The 18,002-nt window shown below is 46.1% G+C and carries 15 protein-coding genes, 1 riboswitch and 1 other annotated feature; of the genes, 9 read left to right on the forward strand and 6 right to left on the reverse strand.

Going from position 1 to position 18,002, the window contains the following annotated elements:
- Nucleotide 1 precedes the first annotated feature (1 nt).
- Nucleotides 2–1,369 (reverse strand): aspartate kinase, encoded by a 1,368-nt coding sequence (locus MOO44_RS04880; protein ID WP_260116066.1) that lies wholly within the window; start codon nt 1,367–1,369, stop codon nt 2–4.
- A 177-nt stretch (nt 1,370–1,546) separates the two neighbouring features.
- Nucleotides 1,547–1,729, forward strand: a riboswitch (Lysine riboswitch).
- A gap of 133 nt (nt 1,730–1,862) precedes the next feature.
- Here MOO44_RS04880 and lysA point away from each other — a divergent pair.
- From lysA to ppcA, 8 genes are all read left to right on the forward strand, one after another.
- Nucleotides 1,863–3,176, forward strand: a complete 1,314-nt coding sequence (lysA, locus tag MOO44_RS04885) for a diaminopimelate decarboxylase (protein ID WP_260116067.1) — start codon at nt 1,863–1,865, stop codon at nt 3,174–3,176.
- Between the two features lie 47 nt (nt 3,177–3,223).
- Entirely contained in the window at nt 3,224–3,928 is a 705-nt protein-coding gene (dapD, locus tag MOO44_RS04890; protein WP_260116068.1) for a 2,3,4,5-tetrahydropyridine-2,6-dicarboxylate N-acetyltransferase, read from the forward strand.
- Nucleotides 3,929–3,932: 4 nt separating this feature from the next.
- Nucleotides 3,933–5,087 (forward strand): N-acetyldiaminopimelate deacetylase, encoded by a 1,155-nt coding sequence (locus tag MOO44_RS04895; protein ID WP_260116069.1) that lies wholly within the window; start codon nt 3,933–3,935, stop codon nt 5,085–5,087.
- Nucleotides 5,088–5,099: 12 nt separating this feature from the next.
- Complete coding sequence (gene dapA, locus MOO44_RS04900; protein ID WP_260116070.1) at nt 5,100–6,008, forward strand: 4-hydroxy-tetrahydrodipicolinate synthase; 909 nt, start codon at nt 5,100–5,102, stop codon at nt 6,006–6,008.
- 1 nt (nt 6,009) lies between these two features.
- Entirely contained in the window at nt 6,010–6,780 is a 771-nt protein-coding gene (gene dapB, locus MOO44_RS04905; RefSeq protein ID WP_260116071.1) for a 4-hydroxy-tetrahydrodipicolinate reductase, read from the forward strand.
- A 72-nt stretch (nt 6,781–6,852) separates the two neighbouring features.
- A complete protein-coding gene (locus tag MOO44_RS04910; protein ID WP_260116072.1) occupies nt 6,853–8,037 on the forward strand; it encodes an aminotransferase class I/II-fold pyridoxal phosphate-dependent enzyme in 1,185 nt (394 codons plus the stop codon).
- 19 nt (nt 8,038–8,056) lie between these two features.
- Nucleotides 8,057–9,136 carry an aspartate-semialdehyde dehydrogenase gene (locus MOO44_RS04915; RefSeq protein WP_260116073.1) on the forward strand — a complete coding sequence of 360 codons (1,080 nt, stop codon included), beginning with the start codon at nt 8,057–8,059 and terminating at the stop codon, nt 9,134–9,136.
- A gap of 54 nt (nt 9,137–9,190) precedes the next feature.
- The gene (ppcA, locus tag MOO44_RS04920; RefSeq protein WP_260117302.1) at nt 9,191–10,672 is read left to right on the forward strand and encodes a phosphoenolpyruvate carboxylase; all 1,482 of its coding nucleotides are present in this window, start codon (nt 9,191–9,193) and stop codon (nt 10,670–10,672) included.
- Nucleotides 10,673–10,736: 64 nt separating this feature from the next.
- Here the strand turns inward: ppcA and MOO44_RS04925 are convergent, their stop codons facing one another.
- The 4 genes from MOO44_RS04925 to MOO44_RS04940 form a co-directional block, all read right to left on the reverse strand.
- Nucleotides 10,737–11,192: a Fur family transcriptional regulator gene (locus MOO44_RS04925; RefSeq protein ID WP_260116074.1), complete on the reverse strand. Its 456-nt coding sequence runs from the start codon at nt 11,190–11,192 to the stop codon at nt 10,737–10,739.
- Between the two features lie 123 nt (nt 11,193–11,315).
- Complete coding sequence (locus MOO44_RS04930; protein WP_260116075.1) at nt 11,316–11,690, reverse strand: GNAT family N-acetyltransferase; 375 nt, start codon at nt 11,688–11,690, stop codon at nt 11,316–11,318.
- A 31-nt stretch (nt 11,691–11,721) separates the two neighbouring features.
- Nucleotides 11,722–12,660 (reverse strand): homocysteine S-methyltransferase, encoded by a 939-nt coding sequence (mmuM, locus tag MOO44_RS04935; RefSeq protein ID WP_260116076.1) that lies wholly within the window; start codon nt 12,658–12,660, stop codon nt 11,722–11,724.
- Between the two features lie 14 nt (nt 12,661–12,674).
- Complete coding sequence (locus MOO44_RS04940) at nt 12,675–14,051, reverse strand: amino acid permease (protein WP_260116077.1); 1,377 nt, start codon at nt 14,049–14,051, stop codon at nt 12,675–12,677.
- Between the two features lie 37 nt (nt 14,052–14,088).
- Nucleotides 14,089–14,318, reverse strand: a binding site (T-box leader).
- Nucleotides 14,319–14,453: 135 nt separating this feature from the next.
- On the opposite strand from MOO44_RS04940, the gene MOO44_RS04945 reads away from it, so the two are divergent.
- Entirely contained in the window at nt 14,454–15,509 is a 1,056-nt protein-coding gene (locus MOO44_RS04945) for a lactonase family protein (protein ID WP_260117303.1), read from the forward strand.
- A 40-nt stretch (nt 15,510–15,549) separates the two neighbouring features.
- On the opposite strand, the gene MOO44_RS04950 is transcribed toward MOO44_RS04945, so the two are convergent.
- Nucleotides 15,550–17,913 carry an ATP-dependent DNA helicase gene (locus tag MOO44_RS04950; RefSeq protein ID WP_260116078.1) on the reverse strand — a complete coding sequence of 788 codons (2,364 nt, stop codon included), beginning with the start codon at nt 17,911–17,913 and terminating at the stop codon, nt 15,550–15,552.
- Nucleotides 17,914–18,002 lie beyond the last annotated feature (89 nt).

The following is an 18,002-nucleotide window of genomic DNA, read 5'->3' on the forward strand; positions in this document are numbered from 1 at the left end:
GTTAGTCCTCCTGTTGATTAAAAAATTGATTGTAGATATCTTTAACGGCGCGGTTAGCATCTGCTTTGCGGGTCCCAATCATGATGGAGATTTGGGATGCACCCTGGTTGATCATATTTACTTTGATGCCATCTTCTGCCAGTGGGTCGATCGACTTACTGAGCCCGTCGGTCATGTTGACCATTCCTTCACCCACGACCATTAGGATGGCATAGTCGGTAATCCAATTTAGTTTGTCGGGATGCAACGTGTCGTGGATTTCACGCCCCACGGCCTTCATTTTTTCGGGGGTCAACTGGCGGTTATCGAAGATAACGGTCAAATCATCGATTCCAGAGGGCATGTGTTCGTATGAGATGTCATACTTATAAAAGATGTTCAAGAGCTTTAAGGTAAAGCCGACTTCCTTGTTCAATAGGTAGCGGTGAAGGTATAACGCTGAGAAGTGGCCCGAACTAGCGACTCCGGTGATTTGGTGTTCGGATTGAAAGCCACCTTCGGGAACGATGAGGGTCCCTGGGGCTTCCGGGTCGTTAGTGTTTCGGACGTTAATGGTGACCTTCCCTTCAATGGCTGGAATGATTGCTTCGTCGTTAAAGACCGAAAAGCCAGCGTAGGAAAGTTCACGCATTTCCCGATAGGTCATCTTTTTAATTGGAATCGGGTTCTTGATGATTTTAGGGTTAGCGGCATAGATCGCGCTAACGTCGGTGAAGTTTTCATACATTGGGATGTTTAGTCCACGGGCTACGATCGAACCGGTAATATCGGAACCACCACGGGCAAAGGTAGCAATGTTGCCATCCTTAGTGACCCCGAAAAAGCCGGGGAAGATTAACTTCTCATCACCATAACCAAAGTGGCCAAGGTTTTGGTAGGTCTCCGGTAAGACGGTCGCCGAGTTAGGCTCGTCACTAACCGTAATCCCCGCCTCCTTGGGATCCACGAAACGGGATTTGATGCCCAATTGATTTAAGACCAGCGCCATTAATTCGGCGTTCAACTTTTCACCATGGGCCTTAAATGCGGCCATTAGGTATTCATCATTTGGGTACGTTTGCGTGGGTAGCTTTGCTAACGTGTCTGGGATGACTTGGAACGCTGCTGCTGGGACCTGAAAGTGATCCGCAATTGATTGGTAGCGTTCGATAATCGTTTGTAAAACTGCATCGGTAGCTTGGTTTTGAATGGTTTGATTGGCGTATTTAATTAATAGGTCGGTTACTTTGATGTCATCGTCAAATCGCTTGCCTGGTGCTGAGACCACGATGATTTGACGGGCGTTATCTGCGTTGATGATGTCGATTACTTTTTGGTATTGGGAACCATTGGCGAGTGAACTGCCCCCAAATTTGATGATTTTGGTCAAGGATAAATCCTCCTATAATAATATTCACATTGCATTCTAACATGATTATAAATTTAATCAATAACTAGCGACGTTAGGAACGAGCGCTGTTGAATGCCAATATATAGAAATAAAAAACAAAAAAACTTTTTTTGTTTAAAACGGTTGACGAACGGGTTTAAATGCTATAACATTTAAATTAATCGAAGAGGTCGCGACCAAGACAAGTAAACCAATCGAGTCACTGTAATGACAAAGAAATTGATTGAAAAGTGCGGTTGCCGAAGTCGGTAATTCGTTACAGCGGATTACTCTCTGGGACGTAGCCCAATAGGTTGCGGACTGTCACGAGAATATTCTTGTGGAGCGCTTTCGACAATGGAAACCGAGTAATTAAAATGGCTAAAACCATGGGGATTCTTTTGTATGGATGTGTAGACCACATTCATACGGGAGAATCCCTTTTTGTATTCTTGCCAGGGCGCCCTTTTCTAAACTTATGGAGGTATTTTTTATGAACGAGCAGATTAGTCAATCAGACATTAACAGTGAGGGCCACCTGACGATCGGTGGTTGCGATGCTGTTTCACTAGCCCATCAATTTGGGACCCCATTGGTGGTTTACGATGTTAATCAGATCAAAAGCCAAATTGAACACTTCCAAGAGGTGTTCAAGAATAACGACGTTGAATACGCGGTGTGCTACGCTAGCAAGGCGTTTGCTAACACTGCAATGTATCAACTAGTTGATTCAATGGATTGCCACGTGGATGTGGTCTCAGCTGGTGAAATGAGTATGGCATTGCACGCTGGCTTCCCAGCCGAACACATGACGTTCCACGGGAATAATAAGTCACGGGCCGAACTACAAATGGCAATTGACAATCATGTCGGGGTAATTGCATTGGATAACTTCCATGAAATTGACCTATTAAATGAAGTTTTGGAATCATCAGATGCTAAAACAAAGGTCATGATGCGAATCACCCCTGGGATTTCAGCTCACACCCACGAATTTATTCAGACCGGTCAAGTGGATAGTAAGTTCGGGTTCGATTTAGAATCTGGTGAGGCGGAACAGGCACTCCAAGCAGTGTTGAAGCACCCCCGGATGGACTTGATCGGAATTCACTCCCACATTGGTTCACAGATCTTTGAATTGAACGGGTTCGAATTAGCGGCCGAAAAGTTGGTTCAACTAGCTGCTGATTGGAAACAACGCTTCGAGTATGAAGCACGGGTGATCGACGTTGGTGGTGGGTTTGGAATCCGCTACACCGAAGATGACCGGCCATTACAACCCGAACAGTTCGTAGATGCAATCATCAAGACCATCAAACAGGCTAGCCAAGCCCACGGGTTAACCACTCCTGCGGTTTGGATCGAACCCGGCCGTTCAATCGTGGGGCCTGCCGGTTATAACCTCTATACGATTGGCTCCCGCAAGGATGTGAAGGGGATTCGCTCCTACGTTGCCGTTGACGGTGGGATGGGTGATAACATTCGCCCAGCCCTCTATGAAGCTAAGTACGAGGCCGTGGTTGCCAACCGTCCGGAAGCTGAAATCGTGGAACACGTTCACTTGGCTGGTAAGTATTGTGAATCAGGAGATATCTTGATCGACGACTTACCACTTCCTGAAACGCACCCTGGGGATGTGGTGGTAATGTTTGATACCGGGGCCTATGGGTACTCGATGGCATCCAATTACAACCTAAATCCAAAGCCCGCCATCGTCTTTGTTGAAGATGGCAAAGCGACATTAGTGACTAGGCGTGAGACCCCAGCTGATTTAGAACGGTTGGACTTTGGCTTAGATGGAAAATAAATCATCGCTATATAATAGTAGAAAAATTTAAAGGAGTAATTTAAAACATGGCACAATTAGACGCACGCGAAATTATTAACTACATTGGAACTGCAGAAAAGAAGACCCCGGTAAAGGTTTACTTGAACGGTAACATCGATCAAATGACCTTCCCAGATACCGTAAAGGTCTTTAAGGGGGTTGATTCAGCCACCGTCTTTGGTGATTGGAAGGTCGTTGCCCCATTGGTCAAGGACCCAGCAGTGAGTGATTACGAAGTTGAAAACTGGACTAGAAACTCAGCCGTTCCATTGCTTGACTTGAAGAGCATTAACGCGCGGATCGAACCCGGAGCCATCATTCGTGACCAAGTCCTAATCGGTGATAACGCCGTGGTAATGATGGGTGCCATCATTAATATTGGTTGTGAAATCGGTGCGAACTCCATGATCGATATGGGAGTGGTCATGGGTGGCCGGGCCATCGTTGGAAAGCATTCTCACATTGGGGCCGGCGCTGTGTTAGCCGGGGTAATTGAACCCGCTTCCGCAGAACCAGTTCGGATTGATGATAACGTCTTGATCGGTGCCAATGCCGTGGTAATTGAAGGGGTTCACGTTGGAAAGGGCGCCGTCGTGGCTGCCGGAGCAATCGTGACTCACGATGTGGAACCATACACGATGGTTGCTGGGACCCCTGCTAGAAAGATCAAGGATGTTGATGCAAAGACTCAATCAAAGACGAGTTTAGAAGACGATTTAAGAAAGTTGTGATTAAATGCCAGCATTGAAGGAAGCAGATTTAATTCAGATTCGACGCCACTTACACCAAATTCCAGAATTGGCGTTGCAAGAAACGCAGACCCACGCCTATTTGAAGGCGGTGATTGCTCAATTCGATCAAACGAACCTGACGGTCCGGGGAATTGATTCACTCCCGACGGCATTGTTAGTCCGGGTCGCTGGCAGTGATCCCAAGCGAACGATTGGGTACCGTGCTGATATCGACGCATTACCGGTGACGGAAGCGACCGGATTAGCATTTGCTTCTAAGCATGAAAATGTAATGCACGCTTGCGGGCATGATATTCACATGACGGTGGCCCTCGGGGTCTTGAGCTACTTTGCAAGTCATCAACCTAAGGATAACTTAATTTTCTTCTTCCAACCAGCTGAAGAAAGCGAGAACGGTGGGAAGTTAGCCTATGAAGCGGGGGCGTTTGAAGGCCAATGGCGGCCGGATGAATTTTACGGGCTCCATGATACGCCCGACCTTCCTGCCGGGGCCATTGGGTGTCGCATGGGGACCCTGTTTGCTGGAACGACCGAGGTCAACGTTGATTTGATTGGAAAGAGCGGTCACGCTGCATATCCGCAAAATGCGAATGATATGGTGGTGGTCGCAGCCCAATTCATTAATCAAATTCAAACGATCATTTCACGAAGCATTGACCCGATTCAAAGCGGCGTCATTACCTTTGGAAAACTAGATGCGGGGACGATTAGAAATGTCATTGCTGGAAAGGCCCGCATTGAAGGGACGGTTCGGGGGTTGACCCAGACGATGATCGAAACGATCGATGAGCGCATTAAGGACGTTGCCGCTGGGATTGCCCGCAGTTACAACTGTAAGGTCGATGTCGAATTAAACCAGGGGGGGTACCTGCCGGTGGAAAACGATCCTAAATTGACCGCAAACTTGATTCAATTCATGCAACACGCTGACAAAGTAAACTTCATTGAAACCGAACCAGCCATGACCGGAGAGGACTTCGGTTACTTATTATCTAAGATTCACGGCACAATGTTTTGGCTAGGGGTGCAAGATGATTCCCAGCTCCATGCTGCGACTTTCACACCACGTGAAGAAGCAATCGAGCCCGGAATCGATGCCATCACCAGTTTCTTGAATTACCGAATGCAACAAGCCTAAGGGGGACTTAATATGTTTGAAAACGCAGATTTAATGACCGCAATTATTACACCATTTGATGCAGATGGGAAGCTTGATTTTGATACGTTGACCGAACTGACAAACCGCTACATTGATGAGGGCAACCGGGGATTCGTAATTGGTGGGACGACCGGTGAAACACCAACCCTCACCCACGATGAAAAAATTGAACTCTACACTAAGTTCGGTCAGATCGTTAACGGTCGGGTCCCGGTCATTGCTGGGGTGGGAAGTAATAACACCGCCGAAACGGTTGCCTTTACCAAGGAAGTTAGCCACATCGATGGAATTGACGCTGCATTAGTAGTGGTTCCATACTACAACAAACCTGATCAACGGCGGATGAAGGCGCACTTCACGACCGTTGCCAACGAAGGTGGCATGCCCGTGGTAATGTATAACATTCCAGGCCGGACCGGCGTAACCATGGCAAACGAAACGGTATTAGAATTAGCACAGAACCCAAACATTGTGGGGGTTAAGCAGTGTACTTCCATGGAAGATTTAGAAATGCTGGTTCAAAATGCGCCCGCAGACTTTGCCGTCTTTAGTGGTGAAGATGCGCAGGCACTATTTGCCAAGGTCATCGGAGCCCGGGGCGTGATTTCCGTTGCTTCGCACATCTATGGAGCTCAAATGCGGGAAATGTATGATGCGTTGGAAGACGGTGATTACCGCAAGGCGGGGGCCATGCAACGGCACTTGACCCCATTGATGGGGGCATTATTCATGTACCCATCACCAGCGCCAGTGAAGGCGGTCCTTAGTGCGCAGGGCTATCAAGTCGGCGCCTCCAGATTACCGATCTTGCCGCTTGATAACGAAGAAAAGCAAGCATTAGCATTACGGTTAGGACTAAGCAAGGACGCATTAAATCATAAGTTGGAGGAATTAGTTTAAAATGGTAAAGATTTTGTTAGCCGGATTTACCGGTTCAATGGGCCAAAAGGCAATCAAGATGATCGAAGATACCCCGGAATTTGACCTCGTGGCGGTGTATGCACCCACTGCTGACCAATCAGCTGCTGAATACGGGTTAGCTGATTCAGTTGCGGTGTTCAACGATTTGAACCAAATTGATGCAGATGCGGATGTGTGGATCGACTTTACGATTCCAGATTCCGTGTATAAGGATACTAAATTTGCGATTGAGCATGGCTACCACCCCGTGATTGGGACGACCGGGTTGACCGACGACCAGGAAGCGGAATTGATCGCCCTTTCAAAGCAAAAGCAACTAGGGGGATTGATTGCCCCAAACTTTGGGTTATCAGCAGTCCTATTAATGAAGTTTGCAAAGGAAGCCGCTCAATACTTCCCAGACGTTGAAGTAATTGAAATGCACCATGAAGACAAAAAAGACGCGCCTTCTGGAACGGCCCTTAGTACTGCTAAGATGATCGACGAAGTTAGACCTAACCACGAACAGGGTGATTCTAAGGAATCCATGCCAGGGGTTCGTGGTGGTGACTACCACGGAATTCGGATCCATGCGGTCCGCTTGCCGGGCTATATCGCCCATGAACAGGTCCTATTCGGGGGGGCTGGTGAGGCATTAACGATTCGCCAAGACTCATTTGACCGGGCTTCCTTCATGCAGGGAGTTAAAGTTGCGGTTAAAAATGTTAAAAAATTGTCCGAATTAGTTGTCGGATTAGAAAATCTTTTGTAAAATTAAGATAATTCTAATGTTGAATTAAAAACTTTTATCAGTGAATAAACAATTCAGGAGGAATCAGCGATTATGCCTAATTTATCACCAAAGCTTAGCCGGGTTTATAACCACAGACTAGACTTAGTAAAACCATCAGGAATTAGAAGCTTCGATAAGCAAATTTCCGATGTTGATGGAATTATCAAGCTTACGATTGGGGAACCAGATTTAAACACCCCTGATCACATTAAGGAAGCTGCGATTAAGGCAATTCAGGATAATGATACCCATTATTCTGCACAACCAGGGACGATCGAATTACGAAATGCGATTCACCACTACCTTTCGGTTGCGCGCGGATTAGAATATGATCCACAGTCTGAAATCATTGCGACCATTGGTGCGACGGAAGCACTTTATGCGACCTTCGAAACCATTTTAAACCCTGGCGACAAGGTGATTTTACCAACCCCTACGTTTGCACTCTACGAACCAATCGTGACCCTATTGGGGGGCGAAGTCATCAATGTTGATACTTCCAAGGATAATTTTGTACTCACTCCGGAACGTCTTAAAGAAGTTCTTGCTAAGGAGGGCGATTCTGTTAAGGCCATCCTATTGAACTACCCAGGGAATCCGACCGGAGTTGAATTCTCAGAATCATTGATTAAAAGTTTGGCTGATATCATCAAGGAACACGACATGTTCGTGCTTTCTGATGAAATTTACTGTGAATTAACTTACGGCGTGGAACACCATTCCATTGCTGAATTTATTCCAGAACAAACCATCTACATTAATGGGGTTTCTAAGTCCCACGCAATGACCGGATGGCGGATTGGATACATTGCAGGGCCTGCAGACATCGTTAAAAAAATTACTAAGACCCATGCGTTCATGGTTACCTGTCCTCCTGACGTGGACCAAGCAGCTGCCGCTGAAGCGCTCCAAAATGGATTAGACGATCCAATTTCAATGCGCGAAATTTACAAGCATCGGCGTGATTACATTAGTGACCGCCTTGCTAAAATGAACTTTAAGACCGCCTTACCAGAAGGGGCATTTTACATCTTTGCTAAGATTCCAGCTAATTTGGAACAAGATGACGTTAAGTTTGGCCTTACGCTTGCTAACGAAGCTCGCGTGGGGGTAATCCCAGGGAGTGCATTTGGCCCTGGTGGTGAAGGTTACATTCGGATGTCATACGCTGCTTCCGATGAAGATATTAAGACGGCAATGGATCGAATTGAAGAATTCCTTGCCAACCAACTCTAAAACAAAGGATGATTTGAATATGAAAGAATACAATGTCGCCATCCTCGGTGCTACCGGTGCCGTTGGAATGCGCATGATCGATCAATTAGCTAACTCTACGGTGCCAGTTAAAAACATTAAACTACTTGCTTCCAAGCGTTCTGCTGGTAAGAAGATGAAGTTTAAAGGCCAAGAAGTGACCGTTGAAGAAGCCACTCCTGAATCCTTTGACGGGGTTGATTTGGTACTTGCATCTGCTGGTGGGGCAGCTTCTAAGAAGTTCCTACCAGAAGCCGTAAAACGCGGGGCAGTGTGTGTTGATAACACGAGTGCCTTTCGGATGGACCCAGAAGTGCCATTGGTCGTTCCAGAAGTGAACGTGGACCAATTAAAGAACCACAAGGGAATCATTGCGAACCCTAACTGTTCCACAATCCAAATGGTAGTGGCCCTAGAACCAGTCTTTAAGAAATACGGGCTCAAGCAAATCGTGGTTTCAACTTACCAAGCCGCATCTGGGGCTGGTCAATCCGCATTGAACGAATTTTACCAACAAGCCCAAGATTACTTGGACGGGAAGGAAATGAAGTCTACGATCCTTCCTACTGGTAGTGATAAGAAGCACTATCCATTGGCATTTAACCTCTTACCACAAATCGATGTCTTTGAAGATTATGGATACACCCATGAAGAATGGAAGATGATCCATGAAACCAAGAAGATTATGTTAAACGATATGGATGCTAAGGACATTAAGGTCACTGCTACCTGTGTCCGGGTGCCGGTACCAATTTCACACGGAGAATCCGTTTACTTTGAAGTGGCTGATAAGAGTGCCACGGCCGAAGATATTAAGGCGGCCATTCGTGATGCTGATGGGGTCACTTTACAGGATGACCCTGATCACCAAGTTTATCCACAACCACTAACTGCTGAAGGCCACCGCGAAACATTCGTTGGTCGGATTCGCCCAGATCTTGAAAACGAAGGGGCATTTCATCTATGGGTCGTTGCTGATAACCTCTTGAAGGGTGCAGCATGGAACACAGTTGAAAATGCAGAACGACTAGTTGAACAAGATCTAGTGCACGTACCAGAAGACCATTACGAAGCTAAATAATTACGCAGGAGCTAACAGGAGGTTTTTATTTTGAGTCGAAAGATTCCAAACATCATGGGTACTCAACACCCAGATAACGCAAACATTCCATTTTTTAAGCATACTAGTCCATTCGTTTCAGCATCGCGTGAAATCGATGAAGCCTACGAAAACTTTTCAAAATTGAATGCAGATGAATACATGTGGGATTGGGAAGGAAAGCATGCCGATGCATCAGTAATCGACCGCCTTTACACTGAACACTATGAATACTTTAAGAACCACCCACTTGGCAAGGATAAGTTTTTAACGTTCCGGTTGCCTAACATCTGGGAAGAAAAGGGTTATAGCTTAATGCAAGCCATGACCACAATGTTACTAGCTGAAGATTTTGCACGGGATTTACAATTTGAAAACCGGCCATTATTCGAAGCAATTTTACCAATGACCCAATCAGCTGATCAACTTTTTGAAATGGAAGAAAAATTCTCCCGGTTAGCTCACTTTAAGGATCAAGAATTTAGTCAAGGATTCAAGAATGCAGATACATTGCAAATGATTCCACTATTTGAAAGTTTTGAAGCCCAATTAAGTGCTCCAAAGGTGCTAAAGAAGTTTACCGAACTCTATAAGGAACACTTTAACCGTGAAGTCCCATACTTACGGGTCTTTCTTGCGGGATCTGATTCAGCGCTTTCAAACGGATTCATTAATAGTATCATTGGAAACAAATTAGCATTGACTAAGTTAGCTGAATTTTCGGATGAAGCCAACCTCCCAGTGTATCCAATTGCCGGAACTGGTAGTACCATCTTTAGAGGGGGACTATCACCATTAATGATCGATCGGTACTTACAAGAATTCCCTGGTCTAAAGACTGCTACCATTCAATCTGCATTTAGATATGATTACCCATTGGATGTTGTCAAGCCTGCAGTTGAAAAATTACGGAAGGGCTTGCAAACGAATGATTTCCATCCAATTAATGACGAAGACCAAAAGACGTTGTTAAGCATTGCTGGCAAGACTGCTAAGGAATACCACGAAACCCTCGATCCATTGATCAATGACCTTCAACCAATCTTCGATGCGTTCCCTAAGCGTCGGGATCGACACCAACACGTTGGAATCATTGGTTATTCACGGGATGTCGATGGTTACAAGATGCCACGGGCAATTACGTTCACCGGAGCCCTCTATTCAGTTGGGGTGCCACCAGAATTGATTGGGACCGGACGGGTCTTGCAACGCTTAAGCAAGAAGGAATTCGAAACGTTGGTTAAGTACTATCCAAACATTCGTCATGACTTCGAACACGTTGCTAAGTACTACAGTCCAGCTGCCATGGCCGTCTTGAAGCAAAAAAATCCCGCATGGGAAGCCGTTGAACAAGACGTTCAGGCAATGGATGATTTATTTGATATTCAAGCCGGTCCAACGAACGATGCTGAAGCTAAGCATGCTGAATTAGCTGCTGACATGGACCGCATCAATGACAAGGAAACTAGAACGTTATTGATCGAACGGCAAGCTAAGTTACGGAAGTTCTTAGGTTAAAATCATTACTATTAATTATAAAAAACCAGGTTGTGCAGCATGCACAACCTGGTTTTTGATTTGGTTATTGATTTAATTTTTGTTGACATTGTTTACATAATCCATACACTTCCACTTTGGAGCGACTCGGGGTGAAGTCTGGATCCTGTTTTTTGGTAATGTCCTGTAATTCATGGTCGAGTTGATTGTAATTTGGGTATTGAATATCAATGATCTTACCACAGTGTTCACAAATGGCATGAAAGTGAGGGGTGCCAAAGAAATCGAAGCGGACTCCGCCGTCCTTATTGGGGAGTTGGATAATGATGCCAATATCCTCAAATAGCCGTAACGTATTGTAAACGGTTGCCATGCTTAGGTTCGAAAAATCCTTTTCCAGAGCCTTATAAATCGTTTCCACCGATGGATGATTATGGTGATTGATTAAATACTTAAGAATAATCTGTCGTTGGGGCGTAATTCTGATGTGATTTTGTTTTAAGATGGCAATGGATCTGTCATAAACTGATGTATCTTCCATATTTTAGCCTCCTGCCACTTTATAATAATTATTAATTAAGTTAACTTATTAATTAATATAAGACAAATTAAACGAATAATCAAATATTTCAGCTAATATATAATTATTCTTTAAAATTAGGGCTTAATCACGCCAGGTCCCGACTTGATGGTGAATCCCACTTAAGAGGCTTGCGATGCTATCTTTAACCTCCGCACCGTTAAATCCGGCTTTAAATGCTGGATTGATTTTGGTGGTAACAACCACTTCGGGTTCGGCGAGGTTTTTGATCGTCACCAAACCGATTAATTGCTCATCACGATTACTGATGCCCCAGCATAGTAGTTGGCCGGCCATAATCTTACGCATGGTCTCATTTACGAACTCACTGGTGGCTTGAAGTGAGCTAGGGTGGCCCAACGCACGATTTAGTTTCATTACGGCCGGTAGCTTAGCCTTAGTTAGCCAATCTAAGCGGTAGTGAGCGGTCATTAGTGGATGTAATCCTTCAAAGTTCATTCTTTGTTCCTCCCAATTGATGATGTGGGGGCTATTTTACATCAATGGCGTTAGGGAATAAAGCATCTCGCATGTCACGTTCATCTTGGACAGACACTTCGCAGCACCCGCCGATCCACTTGGCATGGGCAGCTTGCCATTCCTTGGCAGCTTTCCCGAAGCTAAACGCAGTGGCCTGTGACCATTCCTTAGTACTAGGGTCGTAGTGGGCCCCTGAGTTTGGAAAGACGATTAGTGATTGGTTAGCATTGGTTTGATGGTCATGGAGGTAGGTGAGCCCGGGCACGGTAAATTCAGGGTGGTTACAGTTAAAGCCATATGCAATCACGTTGGGAATCGTTTCGAGGAGGGCTTGGACTTCAAGCAGGTCGGTTCCGTCACTAATGTGGTGGGCATCCTTAATGGAACAGGATACGAATGCATCGATTCCTGGATACTGACTGAGTAATTGTTTGATGGCCTTTAATTCGGTAAAGTCGGGAATCGTTTCGAACGCTAAGAGGTCGACCCCAGCTTCAACTAGCGTTTGGAGGCGGTCTTGATGGAATTTGATTAATTCAGCCTCACTGATGCCATAGTTACCGACGTATTCGGAACCATCCGCTAAGAAAGCACCATAGGGGCCGATTGCACCGGCGACCCAGGTCGTTTGGGGAACGGTCACTTCCGCTTGGGCCTCCCGGGCTAATTTGACCGACCGTTGAATTAATTCGATCGCTTGCTCCTTAGTGTAACCAGCATCGATAAAGCCGGGGACGCTGCCCTGGTAGGTGTCAGTAACGGTCATGTTCGAGCCGGCATTAAAGTAATCCTTGTGGATCGCTTTAATGATGTCGGGATGGCTTTGCAGGGCGCTAGCGGTCCATAGCTTGTTGTTCAATTGAATGTTGCGTTGTTCTAAACCGTACGATAGTGCACAGTCGATTAAGATGGTGGGTTGTTGTTGTGCCCATTGACTAATTTTACTCATATTGAAGACCTCCATTATTTAGTTAATTTTTTCCGATAGATTAATTGGTAGTAACCATAACACAGTAGTGAGAATGGAATTCCCACTTCGAGTGCGATCCGTTGGTTAGGGTCAGAAGCAATCCCGATTAGTGAAATCGCACAGATAATGATGACCAACCATGGGACCAGCGGGTAGGCGGGGGTCCGGTAGCTGAGTTCATTTAAATCATGCCCGGCAGCGAGAAACTGCTTTCTAAAGTTCAATTGCGCCCAACCGATGATTAACCAGACCATTACGACCGCAAATGATGAAATAGCAGTCAGCGCCAGGTAAACCAACTTCGGGGAGTAAATACTTGAAAAAAGTGATAATAGCCCACCCAAAATCGTTAGGAGCAGTCCGTATACCGGAATCCCGTGCTTACTAAGCTTAGCTAAGCGCTTAGGGAGCGTCTTTTGATCAGCAAGTGACCAAATCATCCGGGATGCAGCATAGACTCCGGAATTAGCAGCTGATAGGACGGTAATGAATAGGATGAAATTCATTATATCACTAGCGTATGGAATCCCACAGTTATTAAGCACGGCGATGAAGGGACTATCGGTCAAGGCCGCTGATTTCCGTGGGAGCAAGGCACCCATAATCACGATCGTCCCGATGAACAAAACGATTAAGATGACCAACGTTTGGAAGATGGCCTTTGGAATCGCCCGTTTGGGGTTATCGGTCTCACCGGCTGCAACACTGATCATCTCGGTCCCCGAGAACGCAAAGTTGGCGGCTAGGATGACCGAGAAAATGGGGGCAAAACCACTGGGAAACAGCCCCGGTTTAACCAGTTCCTTGAAATCTGGGGCAAAGTTAGCGTGATGCACGGGAATGATTTGAAATACCATGCCGAGGCCGATTACGATGAATGCGACCAATGCTAAGACCTTCACGATCGACATCCAAAATTCAGCCCGGTTAAAGAAGGTGAGGTTAAATGAATTGATGCCTAAAATCAGGAGCGTAAAGATGATCGTTAGAATCCAAGTCGGGATGGTGGGGAACCACTTTTGGATTAGAATTGCCAGGGTCACGAATTCAGACCCGAGCGCAATCGTCCAGGTCAGCCAGTATAGCCAAGCGGTAACGAAGCCGACCCCCGGGCTAATGTACTTGCTGGCATAGCGATGAAAGGCCCCGGTGTTGGGGTCGTGGACGGTGAGTTCGCCCAGACATAGCATGACTAAGCAGACCAATAACGCCCCAATCCCATATGCAATGATTGTGCCAATGGCCCCCGCAGATTGAATTAGGTATCCAGAGCTCATAAAGATCCCGGTCCCAATGACACCGCCTAGACTGAGCGTGATCAAATGCCTGCTTTCCATTGATTTAGTAAATGATTGTGCTTGTTTTGCCATTAAAAACCTTCCTTTCAAATCAAAAAAGCACCCGCCCGTAAAGGACGAATGCTCGTGGTACCACCTTAGTTCGTTGATTAAACATCAACCTGATCCGAAATGAATTCATTTCGGGCCACGATATCGGGTGGGAGGCCGTCATTGGCTAATTATTCACCAACGAGGAGCTCAAAGACCATTGTTCATTAGTGATGACCAGTCTATTTGCACCAACCATAGACTCTCTAAGTGGATTCACTAATTACTTTTTCTCATCAACGCTTAATATATTGCTTATCATTATATTATAATTAAAAAAAATGTCAAATTAAGTTTTCAATGGGGGTATCATTTCGTTTTCAAATTAAAATATGTGATAATAGAAGGGTAATCAATAATACTAAATGAAAAGGGCGGATAATGATGATTGAAAAATTTTTAATCGGAACGTATACTAAACGCGCAAGTAAGGGGCTTTATGAAGTTGAATTAGACACTGATAAAAAACAACTACAAAACCTCCAATTAGTTGCGGAAGCTACGAATCCGACTTATGTAACACTATCCAAGAAGGACGTAATTTATTCCGTTGCTAAGGAAGTGAATGGCGACGATGTTCATGGTGGTGTGTTGGTCTTAGATGGTAAGGAAGTCCCATCCAGAACGATCGAAACCGACTATGATAAGGGAACCAACCCGGCCTACATTTCAGTGGATGAGGGGCGGCAATTAGTTTACACCGCCAATTACCATACTGGCGTGATCAATGTTTATAAGATTGCCTCAGATGGCACCCTTGCTAAGGTGGATTCAGTTAAGCATGAGGGACAAATGGGTCCCCGGCCTGAACAAGCTGATGGCCCCCACCCCCACTTTGCTGACTTAACTCCAGATGGTCGCTTGGTCGTAGTTGATCTTGGGCAAGACCGTGTGTACCTATACGACGTTAGTGATGATGGCAAGTTAAGTGCAGTGAGCTACTTAGAGCTAGAAGATGGGTTTGGCCCCCGCCACATCCGTTTTGATGCTAAGAAGGGCGTTGCTTATTTAGTCGGTGAATTAAGTAGTAACGTGGCCGTATTAGATTACGATGCCACTGCTGGTCAGTTCTCCGTTCGTGAAGTGCACTCCACGATTCCAGCGGACTGGACTGAACACAATGGGTGTGCCGCCATTCGGGTTTCTGGCGACGGCCGCTTTGTATACGTTTCCAACCGTGGAAACAATACGATCGCAGTCTTTGAATCCGATGCTAAGGGCAGTCTCAAGTTCGTTGAACGGGCCTCAGTTGAAGGTGACTTTCCACGGGACTTTAATTTAAGTGCCGATGAAAGCCTCTTGGTGGTAGTCAACCAAGAATCAGATAACGGGACCGTCTTTGAACGGAATGCTGATACTGGTAAGTTAACGGTGGTTCAAAAGGACTTCTCAGTTCCAGCTGCTGTATGTATCGCACGCGAAGCTGAATTCTTAAACTAATTTAATTCAAATAACCCTCCGTTAGCGTGCTAACGGGGGGTTATTTTAGTTGGTGGTGCCAAAACTGATTGGCCCTTTGGTTTAACTGTTGGGCGGTCCCCACCGTTTGAGTCAATTGCCAGTTGGTGGGAAATAATTGGCGGTAGCGAGCTTGATTGAACCGGCTATCCATTAGGGTAACGATGCCCTGATCGCTGGCCGTACGAATTAACCGGCCGGCAGCTTGGACCACGTGGTTCCAGCCGGGGAGTTGGTAGGCGTAGGTAAAGCCGTTGCCATTTTCAGCATCGAAGTAATCGCGAACGAGGTTCGTTTCTTCATTTAATCCCGGCAGTCCGACACTGACGATGCCGACCCCAATCAACTGGTCGCCACTAAGGTCGATTCCCTCAGCAAAGATTCCACCTAAAATGGCAAACCCAATCACCATCGATTGGTCATGATTGCGAAAGGCTGCTAGGTACTGTTCGCGTTGCTCGACAGTCATATCACGGGTCTGGACGATTAACTTTTGCTCCCGGTCGTTGGTTTCAAAGAATTCCCGGACCCGCTCCATGTACTTGAACGAGGGGAAGAAAAAGAGGTAGTGGCCCGGCTTAGCCCTGACCATTGCCATGATGGCATCGTGGATTTTAGGGATGCTGGCTTGGCGTTGATGGTAGGTGGTGTGAATGGTATTCGCCGTTAAAATCAGCTGATTGGCGGGTGGAAATGGGGAGGCGAGTTGGTAGGCCAAACTATCGTCTTCGTCGCCCAGGACCCGACGGTAGTAATCGATTGGCGAGAGGGTCGCGGAAAAGAAAATGGTGCTGCCACCACAGGCGAGCGTTTCTGCGATGAACTCACTGGGATCCATGCAAAACTGGCGGAACGTAATCGTTAAGCCGCGGCGAATTAAGCGGGTCCGATAGATTTTAGGGTCATAACGGTCGTTGATCTTAAGGTAATTTAGGCAGGTAAGGTAGAATTCGACCACCCGCTTAGTTGTATCGTTATCCGCTTGCTTCGGGAGCCACCGGTGGATTGCCAGGGCTGCGTCGGAAAGGTGTTGGACGATATTGGTCAGGGGCGTTTCAAAGACCATCGTTTCGACCTGTTCCTTGCCCAAGAGTCGGTAGTAGTGGGCAAATGAGTTTTTGATCGTACGTAGCGGCCTGATGATCGCTTCGTTTTTGACGGGTTCTTTTTTTAATTGATCAATCATATCGGTGAGTCCGTAGTTGGAAATGGCGGTGGAATACATTTCACGGGACCGGCTGACCAGGTTGTGCGCCTCATCGACCAAGAAGCAATTACGGTCGTCTGGGACCGTAAAGAACCGTGCCAAGTGGACTTGGGGGTCGAAGAGGTAGTTATAATCACCAATGATGACGTCACAAAATTCACTCAGATCCAATGAAAATTCGAAGGGATCGATCTGATATTGTTCCGCATATTCTTCGATCGTGGAACGGGTGATTTGATCATGATGATTTAAGATGTCCTTTAATGCTGGTTTGAGGCGATCGTAATAGCCAATCATGTAGGGGTTTTGCTCCGCAGCTAGGTCTCGTTCTGCTGCGAATGTAATTTGTTCCTTTGCAGTTAGGGTGATACTCTTAGCTCTTAAGCCCTGTTCACCCATGATGGCCATTGCATCCTCTGCGACCCGGCGAGTACTTTGCTTAGCCGTTAGGTAAAAGCAACGGTCGATTAATTGTTCGCCCATCGCCTTGATGGTTGGAAAGAGCGTCGAAATCGTTTTACCAGTGCCAGTCGGGGCTTCGGCAAAGAGGTGCTTTTTGAACGCGATGGTTTTGTAAACGACCGCTGCAAAATCGCGTTGCCCCGTTCGAAACTCCGCAAACGGAAAGGCTAATTGCTTAGCGCTAGCCACCCGTTGGTGGGTCAATTGTTCGCGCAGGACGAGCCATTCGCGGTACTCATCAATGACGTGTGTGAAGAAGGCCTGTGCTTCATCACGCTTAATTTCACGAATTTGTTTAGTGATCCTTTGCTCAGGGGTTTGCACGTAGGTCAGCTGCATTTTAACTTGTTCAATCGATTCATCGGTGTTCATTAATAGGTGGGCATAGATGCTTACCTGTCCCCAATAAAGCGTTAGGATGCTATCCGGTAAGTCGTTGAATTCAACGTCTGAGGTCTTGATCTCCTCGATTACGGGTTCTTCGTCCATGATGATGCCGTCAGCACGTCCGTTGACTAAGTATTGATTATTATTGATGGTCACTAATTGTTCTAGAAATTGTTCTGCTTGGTATCCAGTTCCATGTTGGTTTTGCAGCTTACGGTGGATCTTGGCACCCTGTTGGCCGGTATTTTGACTATTTAAACGGGCGTTTAAGTCGCCACTTCTGAGAGTGAACTTAATTAAATCGCGGACCCCAATTTTAACGGTTGGCATGCTAAATCCTCCTTAGCCTGGATAATGAGCGGTGAGTTATGGTTGAAAAGATTAATTTATATTTGAAAAACTTCCTAATGTTATCATTT

The sequence above is a fragment of the Nicoliella spurrieriana genome, assembly GCF_023380205.1.
GTDB classification, from domain to species: Bacteria; Bacillota; Bacilli; order Lactobacillales; family Lactobacillaceae; genus Nicoliella; species Nicoliella spurrieriana.